We start from the raw sequence: 22,784 nt of genomic DNA, 5'->3' as shown, positions 1-22,784 counted from the left end.
TGAATGCGAGATGAACGACGACGCGGCGCGAACGCGGCACTCCCTGGACGGGAACGCGGCGAGCATCACGCACGCGCGCGACCTGGCCCGCGAGTTCCTCGCGAGATGCAACCCGCCGCTGGAGCAGTCGGTGCTGCATGACGCGCTGCTGGCGGTCAGCGAACTGGTCACCAACGCGGTGCGCCACGCGCCAGGACCGTTCGATCTGACGCTGAGCGACGACGGGCGGTGTCTCACGGTCGCGGTCAGCGACACGAGCGCCACCACACCGGCCCCGCGCCCGGCCGACCTGCTCGGGGGCGGCGGCGTCGGACTGCGTGTGCTCAACGGCTTGGCGGGGCGGGTGGAAACCGTGACCCACGCCAACGGCAAGACGGTCGCCGTGACGATTGAGCGCCCGCCGACCGCGGCCTCGCAGAAGTGGCCGGCCGGACCCGCGCAATCGGCGCAGTCCCCGGCCGCGTCCGCGGACGATCGATCAGCAGCGCGCTAGCCGCCGTTGCGCCGGCCGCCGCCCGCAGCGCCCGAATCCAGCGTCGCTGCGGCATCCTCTGCGTTGTCATGATGCGGTAGGCCCATCAAAACAGCAGCCTTACGCAGCGGACTGTGCGCGGGCAGCGCGATGGCGACCGCGTGACCGGCCACGATCCGGTGCAGGGCGGCGAAACCGGCGCTGTCCAGGTAAAGCAGGTCACTGAGATCTAGCACCGTCGGCTGCTCGGTGGCGACGTCTTCCACGGCGGCGGTGAAACGGGCGGCGTTGGTGGCGTCGACTTCGCCGGTAACGGCCACCATCGCCGGACCGAGGTCGGCCTGCGAGGTCTTGAGCGTGAAATTCGCCGCGGTCATCGGCGTGCTCCGACCGCCGGCCGGGCCGCCGGGGCACGGCGGCGGCGATGATGCATCGTCACACGGGTGCCCCGCGCCGCTCGCGCGATCTCCACGCTGTCGCTCAGGCCGTAGATCAGCGTTAGGCCGGCACCGCCCTCGGCCGGGCGGCCGGTCGTAGTGTCGGGGGCCCACTGCCCCGGATCGCTGACTGAAGCACAGATCGAATCCGGTTCGGCGAAGACCTCCACCGACACGCACTGGCGCGGATCGGCCCGGGTGCCGTGCTCGATCGCGTTGTTCACCGCCTCGCATACCGTGAGCAGCACGTCGTGGCTCAGCGTTCCGGGCAGATTCAGATCATCGAGCCAAGTGCGCAGCCGGGCCCGAAGCTCAGGCACCGCCGCGGGATCGGCGGGCTGCGCGGTGACGAAACTGGTCGGCGTCACGCCCGCAGGGCGCAGCGCCAGCAGCGCGACGTCGTCGCGGTAGCCGCCTGGCGGCACCATCGCCTCCAGCAGTTGCGTGCACACCGCGTCAACTGCCTGATGGCATAGCGGTGTCGCGGCCGCCAGCAAGCGGTCGAACCCTTCGTCGAGGCTTTCACCGGGCCGTTCGATCAGGCCGTCGGTGTACAGCAGCAGCAAAGAGCCGGGCGGAAGCTCATCTCGTCCCAGCGCCCTCGCCGCGTCGCCGCGCCCGACCGTGAGGGGCGGCCGACGACCGTCGACGAGGTAGCGAGCCTCGCCGGATTCGGTCACCAGCAGCGGGTACGGGTGCCCGGCGCACGCATAATCGATCACTCCGGCTTCGCTGTCGACCACGGCGTAAGCGACAGTCGTGCACTCCGCTCCCGGGACACTGGCCGCGTACCGTTCCAGCAGATCGAGCACGAAATCGGGGGCCGGCTCGGTGAGCGTCGCCGCCGCAGCGGCACTGCGCAGCCGGCTCATCACCGTCGCCGCCGGCAACCCGTGGCCGACCGCGTCGCCGACCGAGACGGCGAGCCGGTGCTCGTCCAGCAGCGGCGCGACCAGATACCAGTCGCCGCCCACCCGCATCATCTCCGCGGCAGGCTGGTAAACCGCGCCGAGCACACCCGCCCGCGAGCGGCGGTCGAGGTCGAGTTGGTGCTCCTGGAACCCGGCGGCGATGCGATGCTCCCGTTCCGCCGCGTCGATGCGTTCCAGCGCCTGTCCCGCGCCGACCACCGCCCGCTCGACCAGATCAAGCTCCTCGGGCGTGAAGTCGCGCGGCTGCGGCCACGCCAGGAACATCGACCCGATCACCGAGCCGACCCGATCGCGCAGCGGGTAGACCAGTGCCGCGCGGGTGAACAGTTCGCTGTCGCGTACCACCTCGGCGAACTGCGTGTCGAGTTCATGCGTGTCCGTGATGATCATCGGCTGAGCCGATCGGATCACGGTGGCGAGTGGGACTGGGGAGTCCGCGGCGATGACGTGGTAGCGCTCACGCAGCTCGGGCGGGATGTCGCCCTCGAATGCGTTTCGGATCGCACCGGAATCGGGATCCAGCACTCCCAGCGCCGCCACCGAGGCGCCCAGGCCGGCCGGGCTGGCCAGCAGCGCCTCGACCAGCTGGGCGACCGAGCCGGCGGCGCTCACCGCCGCGGCGAACTCGGCCAGCGCCGCGGCACGGCGCGCCCGAGCCCGATCGAGTTCCCGCCGCTCGTGCTCGCGGGCGTCGGCGTTCAGGCGCGCGGCGATCCGGTTCACCAGGTCGATCGAACTGAACGGTTTCGGCAGATAGTCGTCTGCGCCCGCGGCCAGGCCGGCGCCGGCAGCCTCGACGCCCGCGCGAGCGGAGAGCATCAGAACTGGTACAGCGGCAAGTCGCGGGTCCTTGCGCATCGCGGCGACCAGGCCGAGCCCGTCGAGCGTCGGCATCATCACGTCGGTGACCACGACGTCCGGACGCCGCTTGCGCATTGCCTGCAGCGCGCTCTCCCCGTCACTCGCCGACGCCACTCGCCAGCGCGCCGAACAGACTCGCTCGAGGTGGCGGCGCATGTCGGCGTTGTCGTCGACGATCAGGACGAGCGGCTGGTGCGCTGGCGCGTCGTGATCGCGATCTTGGTCGTCGTCTGATGCCGGCGCCGAATCAAGCCATTGCATCGCCTCGGCCACGTAGGCCGTCGCGACCGGTGAGAGCGGGCTGGTTGCGGTCCGCGGGTCGGACGCGCCAGACGCGGCGTCCCGCGAGGGCTGTTGCGGCGCGCGCTCGGCGACTTGACGGGCCGACGGCAGTCGGATGTGCACGCAAGTGCCGCGCTCCATGACGCTCTCGAGCGAGATCGTGCCGCCGTGCAACTCCACCAGGCTGCGCACCAGCGACAACCCGATGCCGCTGCCCTCCATGCTGCGGGCGCGTGGATTGCGAGCCTGATAGAAGCGCTCGAACAGGTGCTCCTGGTCCTCGGCCGCGATGCCGGTCCCGGTGTCCGACACGCTGACGTCGATCGTGTCCTGATCCGGGCAGTCCACGCGTACCGTGATCGAGCCGCTGAAGGTGAACTTGACCGCGTTGGACAGCAGATTGAGCACGATCGTCTCCCACATCTGCGGGTCAACCTCGGCCGGAGCCGGAGCGCAGTCGAGCACGAGCTCGATCCCGGCGCGCTCGCACAGCTCGGCGAAGCAGGAGGCGATCTGCGCGGTCAGCGCCCCGAGATCGGTGCGCACCGGCTTGGGGTCGGCCCGGCCGGCCTCGGTACGCGCGAACTCCAGCAGCGAGTTGACCAGGCGCAGCAGCCGGGCGGCGTTGCGCCGCGCGGTTTCCAGGCGCTCGCGCTGCGGCGCCGCGTTCTCGGCGGCGATCGCGTCCTCCAGCGGGCCGAGCAGCAGGGTCAGCGGGGTGCGGAACTCGTGGCTGACGTTCGTCAGGAACACTGTCTTGGCATGGTCCAGCTGGGCCAGCGCGTCAGCGCGCCGCCGCTCCAGCTCGAAGGAGCCCGCGCTGGCGAACGCCGCCGCGATCTGGTCCGCGAGCAGCCGGCAAAAGCCCTGGTACTGGTCGTCCAGCGGACGATCCGGGTTGAGCCCGAACAGCAGCGCGCCGTCACGGGCACCCGCCTGCCCGGCGGCCAGCGGCAGCAAGAGCGCCTGCGTCGGACCTCCGGTCTCGATGTCCGCGGCCAACGACTCCAGCCGGTCCCGCACGTCGAGCATCAGTGTCTGCCCGGCGCCGAGTTCCGTGTTCTGGGGCAGCAATGCGGCAAGTGATCGCGGTAGCCGGTGGCGTACCGGAGCGCTGGCTCCAGCAAGTGTCGCCGGTTTGCCGTCGCTGCTTACATACATCGCGATGAACGGCAGGTCGGGATGCGTACCGTCACACACTTGCGCCACCCCGTCCACGGCCTGCGCCACGGTCCGGGTGTGTAAGAGTTCTGCGGCCACGGTGGTCAGCAACCGCAGTCGGCGTTCGCCGAGAACTCGTTCGGTGGTCTCGGAAACCGGGCAGAAGATGCCGCTGACCGTTCCGTTTTCTGCGAAGATCGGGCTGTAGGTGAAGGTGAAATAACGCTCGCGGGGAACGCCGTCGGTAACCAGGGCGAGCATCAGATCGTCGGACCAGGTCGCCTTGCCGGTGGCCATCACCCCGGCCAGCATCGGGCTGATCTGGTCCCAGATTTCCACCCACACCTGGCGCCCGGCCTTGCCCAGCGCCGCCGGATGCTTGCGGTCGAGGAACGGGGCGTAACCGTCGTTGTAGACGATATTCAGCTGCGGTCCGAGCCACACTATGACGGGAAATCGTGATGCCAGCGCGACGGCCACGGCCGAGCGCCACTCCGGCGGCCAGGTCGCGGGCGCTCCGAGTGGATGGCTGGCCCAGTCGAAGCCCGCGAAATACGCGCCCACCTCGCCACCTAGTGCGACAGCGGCAGCCAAGTCGGCCGGGAGTGCGTCCATCCCCGGCGTGTGCGCGTCCCTCGCGTCCGCCACCACGGCCTACGCCCTTCCGTCCACCGCGACTCACTCGGCGCGGCCGGGGGCCGCAGTGCTTCGCATAACGCCATCGCCGAGAGCCCGCTGCACATCCCGGCCACTCGGGTCGAACCTACCGCTGAATCTGCGCATTCGCTGTTTCGTTCCCTCTCTCGACACCTCCGATCGACGGCTCGCGGCGGCGAAACGCCTGCCGGTAGTTGTGCGGCGAGACGCTGGTGACGCGCCGAAAGTGGTGACGCAGGTTCGCGCCGGTGCCGAAACCGGCCCGCGCCGCGATGCTCTCCACCGTCTCCTCCGTGGTTTCCAGCAGTTCTTGGGCGAGCCGGACCCGCTCCTGAAGCAGCCACTGCAACGGCGTCGTACCGAGATGGTCGTGGAAACGCCGGGCGAACGTGCGTTCGCTCAGGTGCGCGCGCCGGGCCAGCCGTGGAACGGTCAGCGGCTCGTGCAGCCGCGCCCGAGCCCACTCGAGTATGGGAGCGAGGCTGTCGATCCGCTCGGACGCGAGCCGGGGCCGGGGGAGCGGGGTCGTGTACTGCGTCTGCCCGCCCTCGCGATGCGGCGGCACCACCATCCGGCGCGCGACCTCGTTGGCGACGGCGGCGCCGTGATCGGACCGTACGACATGCAGGCACAGGTCGATCGTGGCGCCGGTGCCGGCCGAGGTGAGGATGTCGCCGTCGTCGATGTACAGCGCGCGGGTGTCGAACTCGACGCCCGGGAAGCGCCCGGCGACATCCGCGCTGTTCATCCAGTGCAGCGTCGCGCGGCGGCCGTCCAGCAGCCCGGCGGCGGCGAGGATATAAGCGCCTGTGCACAGCGCGACGATTCGCCGGCCCTTCTCGTACGCGGCGCGTACCGCATCGACGAGGTCAGCAGGTGGCGCCAGCCGAATCTGGCGCGAGCAGGCGCCCACGATCACGGTGTCCGCGGCGACCAACTCGTCCAACGAGTGCGGCGCCGGGACCTGCAGTCCGCTCGCCACCCGCACCGGGCCGGGCTCGGCGGCGCACAGGCGCAGCTCGTACCACGGGTCGACCAGGTCGCTGCGGTCGATCCCGAACACCTCGCACGGCACCGCGAGTTCGAAGACCGGAGCGCCGTCGGTCACCGCGACGGCCACGACGTGTCTGCTCATGGCAGAAATTTAGCGCATCACGGCATTTCTGCCGATGGTTCGGGTCGAAATTACCCGGCAGGCTGATGCCGTGAGCGAACTGACCGAGCTGACCAGATCGAGCGACGCACGCGACGCGGCCCTGCCCGCTACCGGCTTGAGCACGCTGCAAGGCACCGCCCTGTACGTCGGCGCGGTACTCGGCACCGGCGTGATCGCGCTGCCCGCGCTTGCCGCGCAGGTGGCCGGTCCCGCGTCGCTCCTCGCCTGGTGCGCCCTCGTGCTCCTTTCCGTCCCGCTGGCCGCGACCTTCGCCGCGCTGGCGGCCCGCCATCCTGACGCCGGGGGCGTCTCGACCTACGCCCGCCTCGCCTTTGGCGAACGCACCGCGGTGGTTGTCGGCTGGTGCTTCTTCTTCACCGTGCCCACCGGCTCGGCCCCGGCAGCCCTGTTCGGGGGCCAGTATGTGGCGGCGGCTCTCGGCGGCGGAACCACGACCGCGACGATCACGGCCGCGGCGCTGATGGTCATCGTCACCGCGACGAACGCCGCGGGGCTGCGCGTGACCGGCCGCGTGCAACTCGCGCTGGCCGGACTTTTGGCGCTGCTTCTGTTACTCGCGGTCGGGCTGGCCCTCCCGCACGCGCGCTTTAGCAATCTCACGCCGTTCGCGCCACACGGCTGGTTCTCCCTCGCCCCGGCCGCCGCGCTGTTGGTCTGGAGCTTCGCCGGCTGGGAGGCGATCACGCACCTGGCCGCCGAGTTCCGCCGTCCGGCGCGCGACCTGCCGCGCGCCACCGCAGCGGCGCTCGCCGTGGTCGGCGTGCTGTACCTCGCGGTCGCCTTCGCCGTCGTCACAGTGCTCGGCCCGAGCGCCGCCGACTCGGCCGCGCCGCTCGGCGATCTGATGGCCCGTGGGCTCGGCGGCAACGCGCGGCTGCTGGCCGCCGGCGCCGCGGTGCTGCTCACGCTCGGCACGATGAACGCCTACTACGCCGGTGTCGCCAAGCTCGGCGCCGCCCTTGGCCGGGACGGCGCGCTGCCCGGCTGGCTGGCGCGCGGCAGCACGGCCGGAGAGGTTCCGCGGCGCAGCCTCACTTTCGTCTCCGCGCTGACCATCCCCGGCCTGGTCGCCACCGCCGCCTTTCACGTGCAGACGCGCACGCTCGTCTCGTTGACCGCCGGGCTGATCGTGGTCGTGTACGCGATCGGCGTCGTCGCGGCGCTCCGGCTGCTGCCGCGCCGCAGTAAGGGCCGCGCGGCCGCGATCATCGCGCTCGCCGCCGTGGCGCTGATCCTGGCGGCAACCGGCGTCTACCTCGCTTGGGCAGTAGTCGTGTCCGCCGCCGCGCTGCTGTACGCGCGCCTTGCCCGCGTCGGCCGGAGCCACCGATCCTGAAGCCGTTTCTCCCTGCTCTGCTCTGGCTGTCGCGCTTATCGTGTCTTTATCCGCCGTTCGCAACACTGTCCGTGTGACGGACAGTCAACAGGATCGTGCGCTGATCGGGCACCTGTTGCGGCGCAGCGGCTTCGGCGCGAGCGGAGCGGAAATCGACGCCGCCGCGGCGACCGGATATCAGGCGCTCGTCGACGGCTTGTTCGCGCCTGGCTCTGATCCCGGCGTCGATACGACCCCGCCGCCGACCGATCTGGCGGACCCCTTGCCTGGTGGCAAAGCGACGCCCGCGCAGAAGAAGGCGGCGAACGCCGAACGCGCACAGGCCGCCTATGAGCTGATCGCCTGGTGGATCGCGCGGATGGTCGCGGCGCACCGGCCGTGGGCCGAGAAGCGGACCTTCTTCTGGCACGGGCATTTCGCCACCTCCGTGCAGAAGGTGCGCAGCGCCGCGCTCATGCTTCAGCAGAACCAGACGCAGCGTGCACTGGGTGGCGGGGATTTCCGTGCCCTGATGCGCGCCATGCTCACCGACCCGGCGATGATGATCTGGCTCGACGCGGCCGGCAGCACCGCGAAGGCGCCCAATGAGAACCTCGCGCGCGAGTCGATGGAACTATTCTCGCTCGGCGTCGGGAACTACACCGAGACCGATGTGCGACAGGCCGCCCTCGCGCTCACCGGCTGGCGGCTGGACCGCGGCTCTCGCAAGGCCGTCTTCGCCGCGAACGCTCACGCCACCGCACCGCAGACCATCCTCGGGCGCACCGGGTCCTTCGATGTCGACGCCTTCACCGATCTGCTCATGGCTCAGCCGGCTAACGCGCGGTTTGTCGCCTCGCGCCTGTGGTTCCGGCTCGGTTCCGGCGATCCGGTCCCGGCAGACACGCTCAGCCGCCTGATATCGGCCTACGGCCAAAACCACGACCTCACTGCGCTTGCCCGCGCCGTCTTCACGGATCCGGCATTCACCGCGCCGTCAGCGCCTTCATCCGCGACTTCGTCATCCGCGCCCTCCGCCCGATACGCGCTCGTCAAGCAGCCCGTCGAGTACGTCGTCGGCACCCTGCGCGCCCTGAAGATCAATCCGCCGACCGACGGCTCGGCAAAGGATTCGGTCCTCTTGCGCGCGGCCCTCAACGGGCTCGGGCAACTACCCTTCGCGCCCCCGAACGTCGGTGGCTGGCCCGCTGGAACGCTCTGGCTGACCACTGCCGCGACCCAGACCCGCATCACCTTTGCGCACTGGGCCGCGTCGGTCGGTGACATCTCCCAGGTCGCCGACGCCGCACCGAGCGGTCGCCTCGACGCGGCCGCTCACCTGCTCGGCATCGACGTGTTCAGCGATCGGACCCGCGGCGCGCTCGCCGACGTCGCCGGGGATCCGGTGGCGCTGGTCGAACTCGCCCTGCTGAGCCCCGAGTACGTGGTCAACTGAGGAGCCACCGAAGCCATGGATACGCTCACCCGCCGCAAGTTCCTCCTCGCGTCCGCAGTGACCGGCGCGGCCGCGCTCGCCGGCGGCGGCACCGTGCTCGGCCTGCGCGAACTGCACTCGGCTGCGGCCACCGATCCGCTGCCCCCGGGCCAGGGCATTCTCGTGTTGCTTACTCTCTATGGTGGCAACGACGGACTGAATACGCTCGTGCCGGCCGCTGATCCGGCGTACCAGAAGGCGCGTCCAGACCTGGCTTATCAGCCGCACGAGGTGCTCGACCTCGGCGACGGACTCGGGCTCAACCCGGCCATGACGGCGCTGCACGGACTCTGGCAGAACGGCAAGCTCGCGATCGTGCGCGGCGTCGGCTATCCGCAGCCCAACCACAGCCACTTCGTCTCCATGGACATCTGGCAGACCGCCTCACCGGCCGAGCCGGGCAACTCAGGCTGGCTCGGCCGCTGGCTCGACGGCCAACCGGACGACCAGTTGCGCGCCCTGCGTGCGGTCTCGCTCGGGGGAGTGCTGCCGCCGCTGCTCGCGGGAACGAAAACCGCCGGTTCCGCGCTTCCGCTCGGCCGCTTCGCCCTGCCGAGTGGTTCGCCGGGAGAAGCGCTCAAGGCGCTCGGCTCGACCTCGGCGCAGGACTGCCCGTACGCCGCCTACGCAGCTCGCGACACGGCAGACCTGTTCACGGTTTCGGCGGCGTTCGGCCCGACGCTCAACAACGCGGCCGCGGCGTCGAGTAAGGGCGCCGGGGCAGCTAAGGGGTCTGCGAAGCTCAAGCAATCGGCCGGCGGCAAGGCGAAGGGGGCCACCGCGGGCACCAGCGCGCTCGCCCAGCAGCTCGACATCGTCGCGTCCTGCATCGAGTCGTCCGTCCCGACACGCGTATACGCCGTCAGCCTCGGCGGCTTCGACACTCACTCGGCGGAGAAAGGAACGCAAAGCGCGCTGCTCAAGCAGGTCTCCGACGCGATCGGCGCCTTCCAGCAGCGCATCGCCGCCAGCGCGCGGGCGAAGGACGTCGTGCTGGTCGCCTACTCGGAGTTCGGGCGACGGGTGGCCGCGAACGCCAACGATGGCACCGACCACGGCACCGCGGGCCCGGTCTTTGTCGCCGGCGAGTCGGTGCACGGCGGCTTCATCGGGCAGCAGCCTTCACTCAGCGATCTCGACAACGGCGACCTGAAGTTCCACACCGACTTCCGCTCGGTCTACGCGACGGTACTGCAACGCGTGCTCGGCGCGGACCCGGCGTCAGTCCTCGGCGGTTCCTTCCCGGCCCTCTCCTTCGTCTGACGCAGAAATCGCGACGGGTCACCGGAGCTTGTCGACGGCTTCGAAGATCCGCTTCGGGCACTCGCTGCCGAAGTACCCGAGGTACTGAGGGTCCGTGTATCCGCGCGGACCCATTTCGGTGAGCAACAGCACCTGCATGTACAAGTGATAGAGCGTCATGCGGCGCTCGGCAGCTTCTGCTGTGTCGATCGTCCCGCCCGCGGCCAGGTATCCGGCGCGCACGTGCTCGTCCCGGTCCGCGCGGCCGAACACCTCCATACCCACGAACTCCATGAGCGGATCGCCCCAGATCATGCGTTCGCCGTCGATCAGGCCGCTGACGCGGGGTGACGCCGCTCCGTCCTCGTCCTGGTCAGCTGCTTCGTGTCCGGTGATCATCACGTTGCCCGGCCACAGATCGAAGTGCACCAGCGCCGGCGTGTCCACAGCCGCGAGCGCGTCGGCATGGCGCTGCGCGACCTTGCGTATTTCCGCAGAGGGCAGCGGCAGTGGAGCATTGAACCGGTCGGCGTCGTCGAGGATCGCGCCGATCATCGCCGAGAACGCGTCGGGCCATGTCGAGCCCGATAGTTCGCCGACCGCCGGATAGCCGAATCGGCCGCGGGGATGCGTCACCCGGTGCAGGTGCGCCGCGATGCCGCCGAGTTGCCGCTTCAGTTCGGCTTTGGCCTGCTCGCGCAGCTGTTGCTCGACCGAGAACCAGGTGACGCCGTCAATCACCGTCATCACGATGAAGTCGCCGTCGATAACCTCGCGCTCGAAGTTCGCGCACAGCACCTCGGGCACCACGGCCGCGCTGCCGGCCGCCGCGCGGAAGAACTCTGCTTCACCGCGCATGATGTCCCGCTCGTAGGTCAGCACCGGGATCTGCGGTTCCGGTGACGCCTTGAGTATCACCTCGCGGCCATCCGTCAGCGTGAGGCGGAACGCGGCGTTGAAGAACCCTTCGTTGATCTCCGTCGCCGCGACGATACCGGTTTGCGGCCCGAAGGCGGTGCTGATCAGCGCGGCCAGCGTCGGCCTGTCCACGCCGCGCTTGCTCAGGCTCTCGAAAACCACGGGCCCCTCGCTCCCTGCGCTTCTTCGCGTCACCGCACGTCAAAGCGTCAACGTACCAAGGCCTCCGATAGCGAGCGACCAGATTACCGGCGGTGCCGACGATGCTGCGCTACGGTCACCACGGCCTTCCGTGCGGCCGCGTGCCGCGCTCGCTGCGCCGTTCCAGTTCGCTGCCGAGCGTCGTCGCCGCGAAGATCAGCGCCAGGTGCGTGAAGGCCTGCGGAAAGTTGCCCAGCTGCTCCCCGGTCGGCCCGATCTCCTCGCCGAACAGGCCGACATGGTTCGCGTATGTCAGCATCTTGTCGAACGCGTAGCGTGCCTTGTCGAGCTGCCCGGCCCGCGCGAGCGCGTCGACGTAGAGGAAGCTGCACAGATTGAACGTGCCCTCGCTGCCGCGCAGACCGTCCGGCGCCGCCGAAGGGTCGTAGCGGTAGACCAGCGAGTCCGTCACGAGATCCTGCTCGATCGCGCAGAGCGTCGAGAGCCACGCCGGGTCCTTGGGCGAGATGAAGCCCACGATCGGCATTATCAGCAGCGACGCGTCCAGCACGTCCCCGCCGTAGTGCTGCACGAACGCGCCGCGCCGCTCGGACCAGCCGCGCTCTATCACCTGCTTGAGGATCGCGTCGCGCGTGGTGGTCCAGCCGTCGAGGTCCGCCGGGCGCGCGTACTCGCGGGCCAGGCGCACGCCCCGGTCGAACGCCACCCAGCACATCAGCCTGCTGAAGGTGAAGTCGCGCCGCCCGCCGCGGGTCTCCCAGATCCCCTCGTCTGGCCGGTCCCAGGTGGTCTTGAGCCAGTCCAGCATCGCGGACAGCGTCTGCCAGCCCTGATAGCCGGAGACTTCGGCCAGCTCACGTGACTGGGTCAGCGCCCACACCGCCTCGCCGTAGATGTCGAGTTGCAGCTGGCCCGCGGCCGCGTTGCCGATGCGCACCGGACCGGACTTCTCGTAGCCCTCTAGGTGGGGCAGCTCCTCCTCGACCAGGTACGGGTCGCCGTCTACGCAGTACATGATTTGCAACGGCTCGCCGCACGCGTGCCGCGTATCGCGCAGGCGCTCAGTCACCCAGCGGCGGAACGCGTCAGCCTCTTCGACGAATCCGAGCTCTGCGAGCGCGCGCGCCGCCAGCGCGCCGTCACGGATCCAGGTGTAGCGGTAGTCCCAGTTCCGCTCGCCGCCGATCTGCTCAGGCAGCCCGAAGGTAGCTGACGCGATCATCCCGCCGGTCGGGGCGTACGTCAGCATCTTGAGAGTGATCGCGGACCGGTGCACCATCGTCTGCCAGCGGCCGCGAAAGGCCGAGCCGCGCAGCCAGGAGTGCCAGAACCGGGTGGTCGCCTCGTGCTCGTCCTCCAGCTGCGCGACGGTGATCGGCCGGCTCGGCTCCTCGATCCCGGTGGTCAGCACCAGCGCCGCGGTCTCGCCGAGCCGCAGGGTCACGCTGCCGACGATGTCGTCGCCCTCCCGGTGGAAGGGGAAGGTGGTCTGCACCTGCAGGTCGAGGTCGGGGCCGCGGAAGACCGCCGCGCTGTCGCTCACGAGGGTCAGCTCGTGCCCGGCCCGGCCGTAGTCGAAGCGGGGCCGGCATTCGAGCACGAACTTCACGGTGCCGCGCACCACGCGCAGGATCCGCACGATGCGCCGCCGGCCGCTGGCCTGCTCCGGCCGGTTCAGCGGCATGAAGTCGACGACCTCGCCGACGCCGTGGTGGGAGAGGAACCGGGTGATCAGGATCGCGGTGTCGGGCAGGTAGAGCTGCCGGGAGTTGCACTGCACGTCGGCGTCGTCGGCAGCGAGCCGCAGGTAGCCGCCGTGGTCGTGGTCGAGCAGGGACGCGAAGACCGAGGGTGAGTCGAAGCGCGGCGCGCAGAAGAAGTCGAGCACTCCATCAGAGGAGACCAGGGCGCAGGTCTGCAGGTCGCCGATCATGCCATGCTCGGCGATGGGGGGATAGCGGCGCATCGAGATCGGCCTTTCGACTGGTCGGTCCGGAGCTTCAGCACCCTCCTGGGTCGCTCCAGGGTGCGGGTACCGGCGCGGGCGCGCGGTCAGGGCGCGCCCGGCAGTCACCCGGTTGGGGCACGGAAACGACCCGGAAACAGTGCGGAAACCACTTCAGGCCCGCAACCACTCAACCGCCACCGCATAAAGGGCCGCTCAAGTCGCGCCCTCGTGAGCGTCGAGTCCGCGTCGGGGCGGCGTGGCATTGCGGAAGCAGAGCCCGCAGCCGAGTCGGAGGTGTAGCGGGAAGGCAGGGCGGGAACGCCAGCAGGAGCGCGCGAAGCGGCCGCAAAAGAAAGGGCGGCTTCGCGCCACGGGGGAAGCGCGAAGCCGCCAGGACGCAGTTGATCAGACCGCGTCTGGAGCACAGCCCGCCACGGGGGGAGCGGGCAGTGCCTCAATATTGAACATTCTAACGCGTGTCGAAGCCAGAAGAAAGTGCGCCCTCGGTGCTCCGTTGAAATGCGCCTAGTGCGCCGCTAAAGCCGCAGGCCAGTGAGCTGTGGGCACCGACACGCGGGTTGGCACACACGGTCGCTCCGAGCTCCGAGTGCCACTTCGCGGCTCTTGGCGAAGGCGATCGCAGCCAGCTGGGAGCCGCGGGCTCGCTCACTTCCGACGGTCCGTCAGCCCAGCAGCCGCAGGACACTATCGAGGCCACGGTCCCCGGCCCGTGGCTCGGAAGGCAGGATCAGGGCACGAAGCCCGCACGTGACAGCGCCCCCGTCCTGTACCGGATTGTCCCCGACCATCAACGTTCGCCGCGGGTCTGCGCCGAGGTCGGCGCACGCCTTGAGGAAGATCCTCGGGTCCGGCTTCTCGCAATTCATCTGGTATGACAACGCGTACGCCCCCACCGCGTCGCCGACTCCCGCCGCCTCGATCTCGCGCCGCACATCCCACACGATGTTGCTGACCACGCCCACCGGTATGCCGCGCCGGGCCAGCTCCCGCAGCACCGGCGCCGTGTCCGTGTACGCGAACCAGTTCTCCTGGGCGAGGATGGCCTCGTACACCAGATCGAAGATGTCGGCCAGCTGCGGGACCTCGCGGAACCAGACTCGCGTCGCCTCCCAGTGCAGTTCCACAGTCAAGTCCCGGCCCACCTGAGCGGCCTGCACGTGTGGCAACTGCCCGGCGGTCTGCACCTCGCGCAGTACCGAATCGATATCCAGCTGCGCAATGTCCCGTCCGGCGTTCTGCCACACCCGCCGCAGGAAGACGTCGGTCGGGACCATGCGGAACAGGGTGTTGGCGAAGTCGAACAGCACCGCCTCGATCGGCGGCACTGGAGCGTCCAGCTCATCCTCCGGTGTCTCGACGGCGGACGGCAGGCTGTAGAGGTGCGTGTACATGGTGCCCAGTCTCGCGTATCGCGCCGCGCCGCGGATCTCATGGCCCGCTCGGGGATTTCGGCTGATGGGGGTCTCGGGCCGTCAGCGCCGGGCCCGAACGACCGTCATGATGGATTCATGTCCCATCCGGTCGTGCGGCGCCTGCAAACCCTGGCCGAGACCGTCCTCGCCTACGTGCGCAGCGCCCCCGGGACCTACGCCTGGCTCGCCATCCTGCTGGTCAACACGATCATCATGGACCACTTCGACCCCCGGTTCCGCTACCACTTCGTGCTGCACCACTCCACCAACCTGCGCGAACTGTCGCACGATCCGATCCGCGTGTTGATCAGCAGCGCCCTCTGGCTCGACGGCGGACACTGGTGGCCGTACCTGATCCTCTACAGCCTCTTTCACGCCCCCGTCGAACGCTGGCTCGGCTCCGCGCGCTGGCTGCTGGTCGTGGTCATCTCGCACGTCGGCGCGACATACCTGAGCCAGAGCGTCGTCTACTTCAACATCAGTCACGGCAGCGCGCCCGCCTCCGACGCCTTCGTCCCGGACATCGGCGTCAGCTACGCGCTGGCCGGAGCTGAGGGCGTGCTGACCTATCTGATCGCCGCGCCGTGGCGCTACTTCTACGCCGCCGCGCTGGTCCTCTACTACGGCATGTCGCTGTTCGGCGATACGGACTTCACCGACCTCGGGCACTTCACCGCGCTGCTGCTCGGCCTCGCCTGCTACCCGCTCACCCGCGCCCGCGCCAGCTCCTGGGATCCGATGCTCAGCCTGCGTTCGGTGTGGACGCGGCTTCGCTCAAACTGAACCCGCCCCCGTCCTCGCCCGCGCCGCCGCTCTTCGTGCCCTGACTCGCGAAGTACCTCGCCGTGCGCTGCTCGCTGAACCCGAACGCGAACGCCGCGATCGCGCCCGCCCCGACCAGCGGCACCACCAGACCGGCCCGATGCGGCACGCCCGCGCCCCACAACCCGGTCACCAGCGCCGAGCCGAACAGGAAGCCGACATAGTTGAAGATGTTGAGCCGGGCCACGGCGACGCCGGTCTCGGCCGGGTCGAGCCGGCCCGCGGCCGAGAAGCACAGCGGCGCCATCACCGAGATGCCCAGCCCGACGACGCCGAAGCCGAGCAGCGCCACCAGCGGGCCCGGCGCCGCGACCGCGATCACGAAGCCGACCGCGGCGATCGCCGCGCCGACCCGCCCGACTTGCACGCCGCCGAACCGCTCAGTGAGCCGGTCACCCGCGAACCGCCCGGCCATGAACGGCACCGCGTAAGCGAAGTACACGATGGTGATCTGCCAGCCGTGCCCGTGCAGACCGTCCTGGATGTACAGGCCGCCCGCGCTGGAGACGGTCGAGTCCGCGAAGTAGGCAAGAGCCATCACGGCGCACACGGCCAGCATCGGCCGCCACGCGATCGCGGGCGGCTTGCCGGTGTCCGCGTCCAGGGCGATCGTCTCGTCCTTCACCCCGGCCAGCAGGAACCGGCCGACCGCGAGCAGCAGCACGGCCAGCGGCGCGCTCGCCGAGGCGTAGAAGACCAGCAGTGAAGTGTGCGTGTTGGTGGCCAGCGTGGCCGAGACCGAGCCGATCGCCGCGCCGAAGGCCCACACGCCGTGGAAGGAGAGGATGATCGAGCGGCCATAGCGCCGCTGCAACGCGACCGCCTGCATGTTCGTCGTGGCGTCCACCGCGCCGATTGCGCCGCCGATCAGCAACAGGAACGGCAGGGCCGCGCCGAGCGAGTGCGCCGCCCCGACGCCGATGATCGCGGCCAGGACCAGCAGCTGCGAGATGCGCAGCACGATCCGCGAGCCGAACCGGCCGACCAGCGCCCCGGCCACCAGCGAGCCGAGCGCCGCGACCACCAGCACCGCGGCCATGACCGCGGACACGGTCGAGTCGCCGATGTGCAGCTGCTTCTCCAGCGTCGGGATCTCGCTGGTGAGCGCGATCAGCGAGAAGCCCTGCGCGCCGAACGCGACGAACAGCGCGCCGCGCGACCGCCGCAGGTTCAGGTCCATACCGCTCACATTGCCGCCCTCCATGGAGGGGCAGCGTAGGAGCCGCGCCGGGCCCTTGGAAAGAGGCGCGACGTAAAATGTGACCACAGGTTCAGGTTTTTCGCGGCGCCGGTGAACCCCGCCGCGGCCGAACCGATACCGAACGGTGATTCGGCGGCGGAACAGGGCCGCCTCCCGTCCCGTCCAAGAGGCGCTGACGCGGCATGGGGCCGGGTCAGGACAGCAGAGGGCGGGGCACGAATTGTGGAACTCATGCGGAGCGGAAAGCCGCGGGCCGGTGTGGCTGCGGGGTTGCTCGCGCTGCTCATCGCCGGCCCGGTGGCGCTGACGGCGTGCAGCGGCGGCAACAGCGGGTCGAACGCTTCCTCGTCGGCGCCCGACCAGGGGCGCGCGGCAGCGGGATCTGCGCAGGCGCCCGAATCCTCGAAGCAGGACGCGACTGGCGGCACGGCCGCTTTGAACGGGAGTGGCGCTGCGGGGTCGGGCACGTCGAACACGGCGGTGAAGCTGCCGAGCCGGGATCTAGTCATCACCGTCGGCCTCCAGGTGAAGACCTCTGATGTATCGGCGGCCGCGGCCAAGGCGCAGATCATCGTCCAAGGCGTGGGCGGCTACGTGGCGAACGAGTCGGTCGGCTCCGGCCAGCAGGTGGTGACTCCGGGTGCTGCGCCGTCGTCCGGCTCGGCGGACAGCAGCACGGCGCCGCCGCCGGCTACGCTGCCGACGGTCGACGACGCCGCCGACTCGACGCAGGCGATGCTGGTCCTGCGCGTTCCGCCGCAGAGCGTCGACTCGGTACTCACCGCGCTGGCCGGGAAGGGCACCGTCACCTATCAAAGCCGCAGCGCGACCGACGTGACCGGCCAGGTCGCCGACGTGGCCAGCCGGGTGACCTCCGCGCAGGCCGCCATCGCGGAACTGCGGACCCTGATCGACAAGGCCGCTTCGATGAACGACCTGATCTCTCTCGAGCAGGCGCTCGCGCAGCGCGAATCCGACCTCGAATCGCTGCAGGCGCAGCAGAAGGCGCTGGCCGATCAGGTCCAGTTCGCAACGATCACGGTCGGCTACTTCGCGCAGGGCAAGCCCGCCTCGCCGCCTCCGGTCCGCACCGGCTTCATGCGAGGCCTGACGGTCGGCTGGCACGGCTTCCTCGCCGTCGTGCGCGGCCTGCTGGCGACGATCGGGTGGCTAGTGCCGTACGCGGTGGTCGTGGCGGTGTTGTGGTGGCCGGTGCGCCGCCTGGTGCGCTGGAGCAGGGGCCGGCGCAACGGCGCGATACGCACGACGGGCACCGTGGCACTGGCGCCGGCCGGCCCGTCGGCATCCGAGGGTTCCGATTCATCTGGTTCATCTGCAGAGGACTGAATAGGCGGCGCGGTGTCCTGCTGGACTGGACAGGCCCAGCAGGACACCGCGCCGTTCAGATAAGCGGCCTGATCCGAGAGGTCCCGCATCAGCCTCGTACTATGGCGGGGAATCTCGAAAGGGCTAGACGACGATGACATCTGATTCCACGCGAGGACCGGTTTCGCCTTCGGGGTCGCAACCGGATTCTCGAGTTCGGAGTGTAAAGGGGATGAGACGATGACCGAGTCCACCCGTCCGCTCGGCGGACGGCTGCCGCTGGCCGACCCGGCGACGCTCGCCCCGGCTCAGCGCGAGCTCTACGACCAGCTGATCGGCACCTGGGTGGTGTACACCGACAAGCTGGGCGGCCGGTCGACGACCGAGGATGGCCGGCTGATCGGCCCGTTCAACGCGTTCCTGCTGCATCCCGAGGTGACGGCGAAGCTTTTGGAGTTGCAGGTCGCCGAGTCGACGAACACCAGCCTGTCGCCGAGCGTGCGCGAAGTGGTGATCATCGTGCTCGGCTCCGTGTACGACGCGGACTACGAGCTGTACGCGCACAAGTTCGTGGCGCGCGCCGTCGGACTGGCCGACGACCACGTCGTCGCTCTCTCCAGCGGAGACATCCCGGATGGCCTGGGCGAGCATGAGAAGCTCGCTGCACGGCTTACCCGTGCAATGGCGACGCGTCACCGCATCGACGACGAGCTGTATCAGGAGGCCGAGTCGGCGTTCGGGGCGAAGGGCCTGTTCGACATCGCCGCCGTGATGGGCCTCTACCACACGGTGTGCACCATGCTCACCCTGTTCGAGGTGCCGGCGCCGTAATGCCCAGGACGTCCGGCGAGTGGTCCAGGCGCGCCGGACGCTGCCCTCGTCGACCGAACAAACCCTAGTGTTCCAGCCCGGGAAGCAGGGTCAGCGCGAGATGCAGCTGCAGACGGTCGGGCCCGGAATCCAGACTCAGGCCGGTGATCCGCTCGATCCGCTCCAGCCGGTGGTAAAGGGTCTGCCGATGGATGGTCAGCGCCTGCGCGGTGCGTTGAGCGCTGCCCGCTTCGTCCAGATACGCCTTGGCTGTACGCACCAGCTCCGCGCCGCCCTCCGCCAGCAGCGTCGTCACGCCGGACGTGAGCACCGCGTCGCGCAAGGCGGCGTCCGTGCCCACACCGAGCAGCCGATGCACGCCCAGTTCCGGCCACTCCAACACCAGCGGAGCAGAAGCGTTCCGGCTCGCCGCGACGCGCGCCGCGATCCGTGCCTGTAGCCAGCTTTCGCGCGCCTGCACCAGGCCGCCGACCGCTCCGCCGATTCCCGCCGCCGGCGTCGGCACGGTCGTTCCCGCGATCGAAGCGGTCAGCGCGGCGAAGGCGGAACGCATGATGCCGCGCGCGGCGGACAGGTCGCCCGGCGCGGATAGCGGAACGATGAACGTGGACGCGTGTTCTCCAGACCCGACCAGGATGGTGCGCGGCAGCCGCCAGGCGTTCACGAACACCGGGTCGCCCTTGCCCGCCGAGCGCACCGCTACCGCAGCCACCGGCGTCCCCGGCGGCATCGACCAGGACTCAGCGATCTCCTCAGCCGCCCGCGCCCGCGTCTCAGGGTAGGTAGACAGCAGGTCGCCGACCTTCCAGCCCAGGTCTTCGCGCAGCCGCGAACGCCGCGCCATCTCGCCGCCGGCCCGCGCGGCGGCCGCGACGAGTTCCGGCAGCGGCATCGCGTGGGCGTCCGCGGTTCCCGTCTCGGGATCCTCCAACAGCCACAGGTAGCCGTAGGTGACGGACTGCCAGCGCACCGGGATGCACAGCCGGCCGAGCAGCCCACGCTCCGGGTCCGGTGGGATTGTCACCGGGCCGGGCGCGTGCGCGATGCCAAAGGACTCGAAGTACTTGCGCACCTCTGGCGTCGCACGCCGATGCATGATCGAGTCCTGGCGCACGGTATCGCCAGGCCGTTGATGCGCACTCACCGCGACCAGATTGAACTCGCGATCCTCCAACGTCACCGGGGCGCCGGAGATCAGCGCCGCGCCATCGACGAGGTCCTGCAAGTCCGGGCCGATCACGGTGTTGCCCTCACTCCATTGCTGAGCGGTTGTCCGAAGCACATCGCACTGCCTCATACAAGTGTATGAGAAATTCATGCTTTCGCCGCGACATGGGTATCTCGTCGAGTCAGGTCGGCGTTCGTACCGTTGGCCTGTAGCCGCTGTGTCCCTAGTAACCGGCCGTGTTCCCGTCCGCAGGAGGCAAGCAGTGCCCGTGCTCTCGTCCTTCTTGCTCAAAGCCTCGCGCAGCCCGCGTGTGCGCAGCGCGATCGTCGGCTTCCCCGTGACCCGGCGCGTAGTCGAGCGCTTCGTGGCGGGGGAGAGCATCGAATCGGCGGTCCGTGCCGTGCGCGCCCTGCGCGCGGATGGCCTGAACGTGACACTCGATCACCTCGGCGAGGACACCCGCGACGCCGCCCAGGCCACCGCGATCCGGGACGCTTACATCGAGTTGCTGATCGTGCTGCACCGCAACGGGCTGGCCGACGCGGCCGAGGTCTCGGTCAAGCTCTCCGCGCTCGGCCAGGCGCTGCCCGATATCGGCGAGAAACTGGCGCTGGAGAACGCGCGCGCGATCTGCGAGGCCGCAGCCGCCGCAGGGACGACAGTCACCCTCGACATGGAGGACCACACCACCATCGACTCCACGCTGCACATCCTGCGCGAACTGCGCCAGGACTTCCCGTGGGTCGGCGGAGTGCTCCAGTCGATGTTGCTGCGGACCGAGCAGGACTGCCGCGACCTCGCCTACCCCGGCTCGCGCGTGAGGCTGGTCAAGGGTGCATACGCCGAGCCGCCGGAGGTTGCGCACGCGCGCAAGGCGGACGTCGACGCCGCGTACGTCCAGTGCGTCGAGATCCTGATGGCCGGGGGTGGTTATCCGATGATCGCCAGCCATGACTCCCGCATGATCGCGGCAGGCAAGTGGGCGGCCCGCGACGCGCGACGTGAGCCCGGCGAGTACGAGTTCCAGATGCTTTACGGCATCCGCACCGATCTGCAGCGCGAACTCGCGCGCAAGGGCGAGCGGGTGCGGGTCTACGTGCCTTTTGGTACGGATTGGTACGGGTACTTCATGCGCCGGCTCGCCGAACGCCCCGCCAACGTCGCCTTCTTCCTGCGCGCCCTGCTCGGTCGATAAGCCACAGCCCGCGCACAGACCCGCTGCTACGCATCCGCCCGCCGCCCGCCACCAGAGCATTCACCCAAGGAGCACCATGGACGCCGTCACCCAGGTCCCCGCCCCCGTCAACGAGCCGGTGCTCGGCTACGCCCCCGGCAGCCCGGAGCGCGAGAAGCTGGTGCGCGCCTTGGGTGACCTCGCCGATCACCCGGTCGACCTGACGATGACCATCGGCGGCGTGCAGCGGATGGGCGGTGGCGGCAAACTCGACGTGGTCCAGCCGCACCACCATCGCTCCGTACTCGGCACCCTCGCCGAAGCCACGGAGGAGGACGCGCGCAGCGCGATCGACGCCGCCGCGGGGGCCGCGCGCGACTGGCGCGCCCTGTCCTTCGACGACCGCGCCGCGATCTTCCTCAAGGCCGCCGATCTGCTCTCCGGCCCCTGGCGGGCCACCCTCAACGCGGCGACCATGCTCGGCCAGTCCAAGACCGCGCAGCAGGCCGAGATCGACGCCGCCTGCGAACTGGCCGACTTCTGGCGCTTCAACGTGCACTTCGCCCGGCAGATCCTCGCCGAGCAGCCCATCTCCAGCCCCGGCATCTGGAACCGCACCGACCACCGGCCGCTGGAAGGCTTCGTCTACGCGATCACCCCGTTCAACTTCACCGCGATCGCCGCCAACCTGCCCACCGCCCCCGCACTCATGGGCAACACGGTGCTCTGGAAGCCCTCGGTCACCCAGCAGTTCTCCGCGCACTTCCTCATGCGGCTGCTGGAGGCCGCCGGCCTGCCTCCCGGCGTGATCAACCTGGTCACCGGCAGCGGAATCCCGGTCTCCGAGGTCGCCTTGCGCCACCCGGACCTGGCCGCGATCCACTTCACCGGCTCGACCAAGACCTTCCAGCACCTGTGGCGCACGGTCGGGGAGAACATCGCCTCCTACCGCACCTACCCGCGCCTCGTCGGCGAGACCGGCGGCAAGGACTTCGTACTCGTACACCCCTCGGCCGACCCCGCCACCGTCAAGACCGCGCTCACCCGCGGCGCGTTCGAGTACCAGGGCCAGAAGTGCTCGGCCGCATCACGCGCCTACCTGCCGCGCGCCATGTGGAACCAGCTGCGTAACGACCTGGTCGCCGAAGTCAACGCTCTGTCGATGGGCCCAGTCACCGACCTGTCGAACTTCATGGGCGCGGTGATCGACCGGCGGGCGTTCGACAAGCACAAGGCCGCGCTCGAGCGGGCGCGCGCCACCGAAGGCATCACCATCGAGGCCGGCGGCGAGTACAGCGACGCGACCGGCTACTTCGTCCGCCCGACCATCCTGACCGGAACCGACCCCGCCGACGAGATCTTCAGCACCGAGTACTTCGGCCCGATCCTGTCCGTCTTCGTCTATGACGAGCCCGACTTCGGCAAGGTCATCGACCAGATCGACAGCTCCTCGTCCTACGCGCTGACCGGCTCGATCATGGCGAGCGACCGCGCGGTCATCGCCGAGGCGGCCGACCGGCTGCGCTTCGCGGCAGGCAACTTCTACGTCAACGACAAACCGACCGGCGCCGTCGTCGGGCAGCAGCCGTTCGGCGGCGGCCGCGCCTCGGGCACCAACGACAAGGCCGGCTCCGCGCAGAACCTGTTGCGCTGGACCAGTACGCGGTCGATCAAGGAGACCTTCGTACCGCCGACCGACTACACCTACCCGCACATGCGCTAATCGCGGGGCTTCCGGCTGCCATTCGGCACCAGGCCCGCAGCACGGTC

At 69.7% G+C, this 22,784-nt stretch carries 17 protein-coding genes; 9 read left to right on the top strand and 8 right to left on the bottom strand.

Features of this window, described 5'->3' with window-relative positions; genetic code table 11:
* Positions 1–10 precede the first annotated feature (10 nt).
* Complete coding sequence (locus tag VN779_RS16375) at positions 11–493, top strand: ATP-binding protein (RefSeq protein WP_325724174.1); 483 nt, start codon at positions 11–13, stop codon at positions 491–493.
* On the opposite strand, the gene VN779_RS16370 is transcribed toward VN779_RS16375, so the two are convergent.
* From VN779_RS16370 to VN779_RS16360, 3 genes are all read right to left on the bottom strand, one after another.
* Positions 490–849, bottom strand: a complete 360-nt coding sequence (locus VN779_RS16370; protein ID WP_325724172.1) for an STAS domain-containing protein — start codon at positions 847–849, stop codon at positions 490–492. The genes VN779_RS16375 and VN779_RS16370 overlap by 4 nt on opposite strands.
* Positions 846–4,793, bottom strand: a complete 3,948-nt coding sequence (locus VN779_RS16365) for a SpoIIE family protein phosphatase (protein ID WP_325724170.1) — start codon at positions 4,791–4,793, stop codon at positions 846–848. Before VN779_RS16365 ends, VN779_RS16370 begins: the two co-directional genes overlap by 4 nt.
* Positions 4,794–4,908: 115 nt before the next feature.
* Positions 4,909–5,937 (bottom strand): GlxA family transcriptional regulator, encoded by a 1,029-nt coding sequence (locus VN779_RS16360; protein ID WP_325724169.1) that lies wholly within the window; start codon positions 5,935–5,937, stop codon positions 4,909–4,911.
* Positions 5,938–5,971: 34 nt separating this feature from the next.
* On the opposite strand from VN779_RS16360, the gene VN779_RS16355 reads away from it, so the two are divergent.
* The 3 genes from VN779_RS16355 (at position 5,972) to VN779_RS16345 (ending at position 10,052) form a co-directional block, all read left to right on the top strand.
* Positions 5,972–7,315, top strand: coding sequence for an APC family permease (locus VN779_RS16355; RefSeq protein WP_414639684.1), 1,344 nt, complete (start codon positions 5,972–5,974; stop codon positions 7,313–7,315).
* A 73-nt stretch (positions 7,316–7,388) separates the two neighbouring features.
* Positions 7,389–8,750, top strand: coding sequence for a DUF1800 domain-containing protein (locus VN779_RS16350; RefSeq protein WP_325724164.1), 1,362 nt, complete (start codon positions 7,389–7,391; stop codon positions 8,748–8,750).
* Between the two features lie 15 nt (positions 8,751–8,765).
* On the top strand, positions 8,766–10,052 hold the full coding sequence (locus tag VN779_RS16345; RefSeq protein ID WP_325724162.1) for a DUF1501 domain-containing protein: 1,287 nt from the start codon (positions 8,766–8,768) through the stop codon (positions 10,050–10,052).
* Between the two features lie 18 nt (positions 10,053–10,070).
* Here the strand turns inward: VN779_RS16345 and VN779_RS16340 are convergent, their stop codons facing one another.
* The 3 genes from VN779_RS16340 to VN779_RS16330 all read right to left on the bottom strand — a co-directional run bounded on the left by VN779_RS16340 (position 10,071) and on the right by VN779_RS16330 (position 14,471).
* Positions 10,071–11,111 carry an aminoglycoside phosphotransferase family protein gene (locus VN779_RS16340; protein WP_325724160.1) on the bottom strand — a complete coding sequence of 347 codons (1,041 nt, stop codon included), beginning with the start codon at positions 11,109–11,111 and terminating at the stop codon, positions 10,071–10,073.
* Positions 11,112–11,226: 115 nt separating this feature from the next.
* Complete coding sequence (locus VN779_RS16335) at positions 11,227–13,077, bottom strand: glycoside hydrolase family 15 protein (RefSeq protein WP_325724158.1); 1,851 nt, start codon at positions 13,075–13,077, stop codon at positions 11,227–11,229.
* A 665-nt stretch (positions 13,078–13,742) separates the two neighbouring features.
* Positions 13,743–14,471 (bottom strand): HAD-IA family hydrolase, encoded by a 729-nt coding sequence (locus tag VN779_RS16330; protein ID WP_325724156.1) that lies wholly within the window; start codon positions 14,469–14,471, stop codon positions 13,743–13,745.
* A 117-nt stretch (positions 14,472–14,588) separates the two neighbouring features.
* Between VN779_RS16330 and VN779_RS16325 the strand changes: the two genes are divergently transcribed.
* On the top strand, positions 14,589–15,275 hold the full coding sequence (locus VN779_RS16325; protein WP_325724154.1) for a rhomboid-like protein: 687 nt from the start codon (positions 14,589–14,591) through the stop codon (positions 15,273–15,275).
* Here the strand turns inward: VN779_RS16325 and VN779_RS16320 are convergent.
* A complete protein-coding gene (locus tag VN779_RS16320; protein ID WP_325724150.1) occupies positions 15,235–16,518 on the bottom strand; it encodes an MFS transporter in 1,284 nt (427 codons plus the stop codon). The two genes, VN779_RS16325 and VN779_RS16320, sit on opposite strands and share 41 nt — an antisense overlap.
* 228 nt (positions 16,519–16,746) lie before the next feature.
* Between VN779_RS16320 and VN779_RS16315 the strand changes: the two genes are divergently transcribed.
* Positions 16,747–17,862 (top strand): DUF4349 domain-containing protein, encoded by a 1,116-nt coding sequence (locus VN779_RS16315; RefSeq protein ID WP_325724148.1) that lies wholly within the window; start codon positions 16,747–16,749, stop codon positions 17,860–17,862.
* 219 nt (positions 17,863–18,081) lie between these two features.
* Positions 18,082–18,672: a hypothetical protein gene (locus VN779_RS16310; protein ID WP_325724147.1), complete on the top strand. Its 591-nt coding sequence runs from the start codon at positions 18,082–18,084 to the stop codon at positions 18,670–18,672.
* A 64-nt stretch (positions 18,673–18,736) separates the two neighbouring features.
* On the opposite strand, the gene VN779_RS16305 is transcribed toward VN779_RS16310, so the two are convergent.
* Entirely contained in the window at positions 18,737–19,954 is a 1,218-nt protein-coding gene (locus tag VN779_RS16305) for a PucR family transcriptional regulator (RefSeq protein WP_325724145.1), read from the bottom strand.
* Positions 19,955–20,108: 154 nt separating this feature from the next.
* Here VN779_RS16305 and VN779_RS16300 point away from each other — a divergent pair, with 154 nt between their 5' ends.
* Together VN779_RS16300 and pruA are read left to right on the top strand one after the other, a co-directional pair.
* A complete protein-coding gene (locus VN779_RS16300; RefSeq protein WP_349260826.1) occupies positions 20,109–21,035 on the top strand; it encodes a proline dehydrogenase family protein in 927 nt (308 codons plus the stop codon).
* 76 nt (positions 21,036–21,111) lie between these two features.
* Positions 21,112–22,737 carry an L-glutamate gamma-semialdehyde dehydrogenase gene (gene pruA, locus VN779_RS16295; protein ID WP_325724140.1) on the top strand — a complete coding sequence of 542 codons (1,626 nt, stop codon included), beginning with the start codon at positions 21,112–21,114 and terminating at the stop codon, positions 22,735–22,737.
* Positions 22,738–22,784: the final 47 nt, after the last annotated feature.

This window comes from Actinocrinis sp., assembly GCF_035605935.1.
Taxonomy (GTDB): Bacteria; Actinomycetota; Actinomycetes; order Streptomycetales; family Catenulisporaceae; genus Actinocrinis.
The sequence above is the reverse complement of the archived record's forward strand: the minus strand, read 5'-3'. Positions and strand labels throughout refer to the sequence as shown.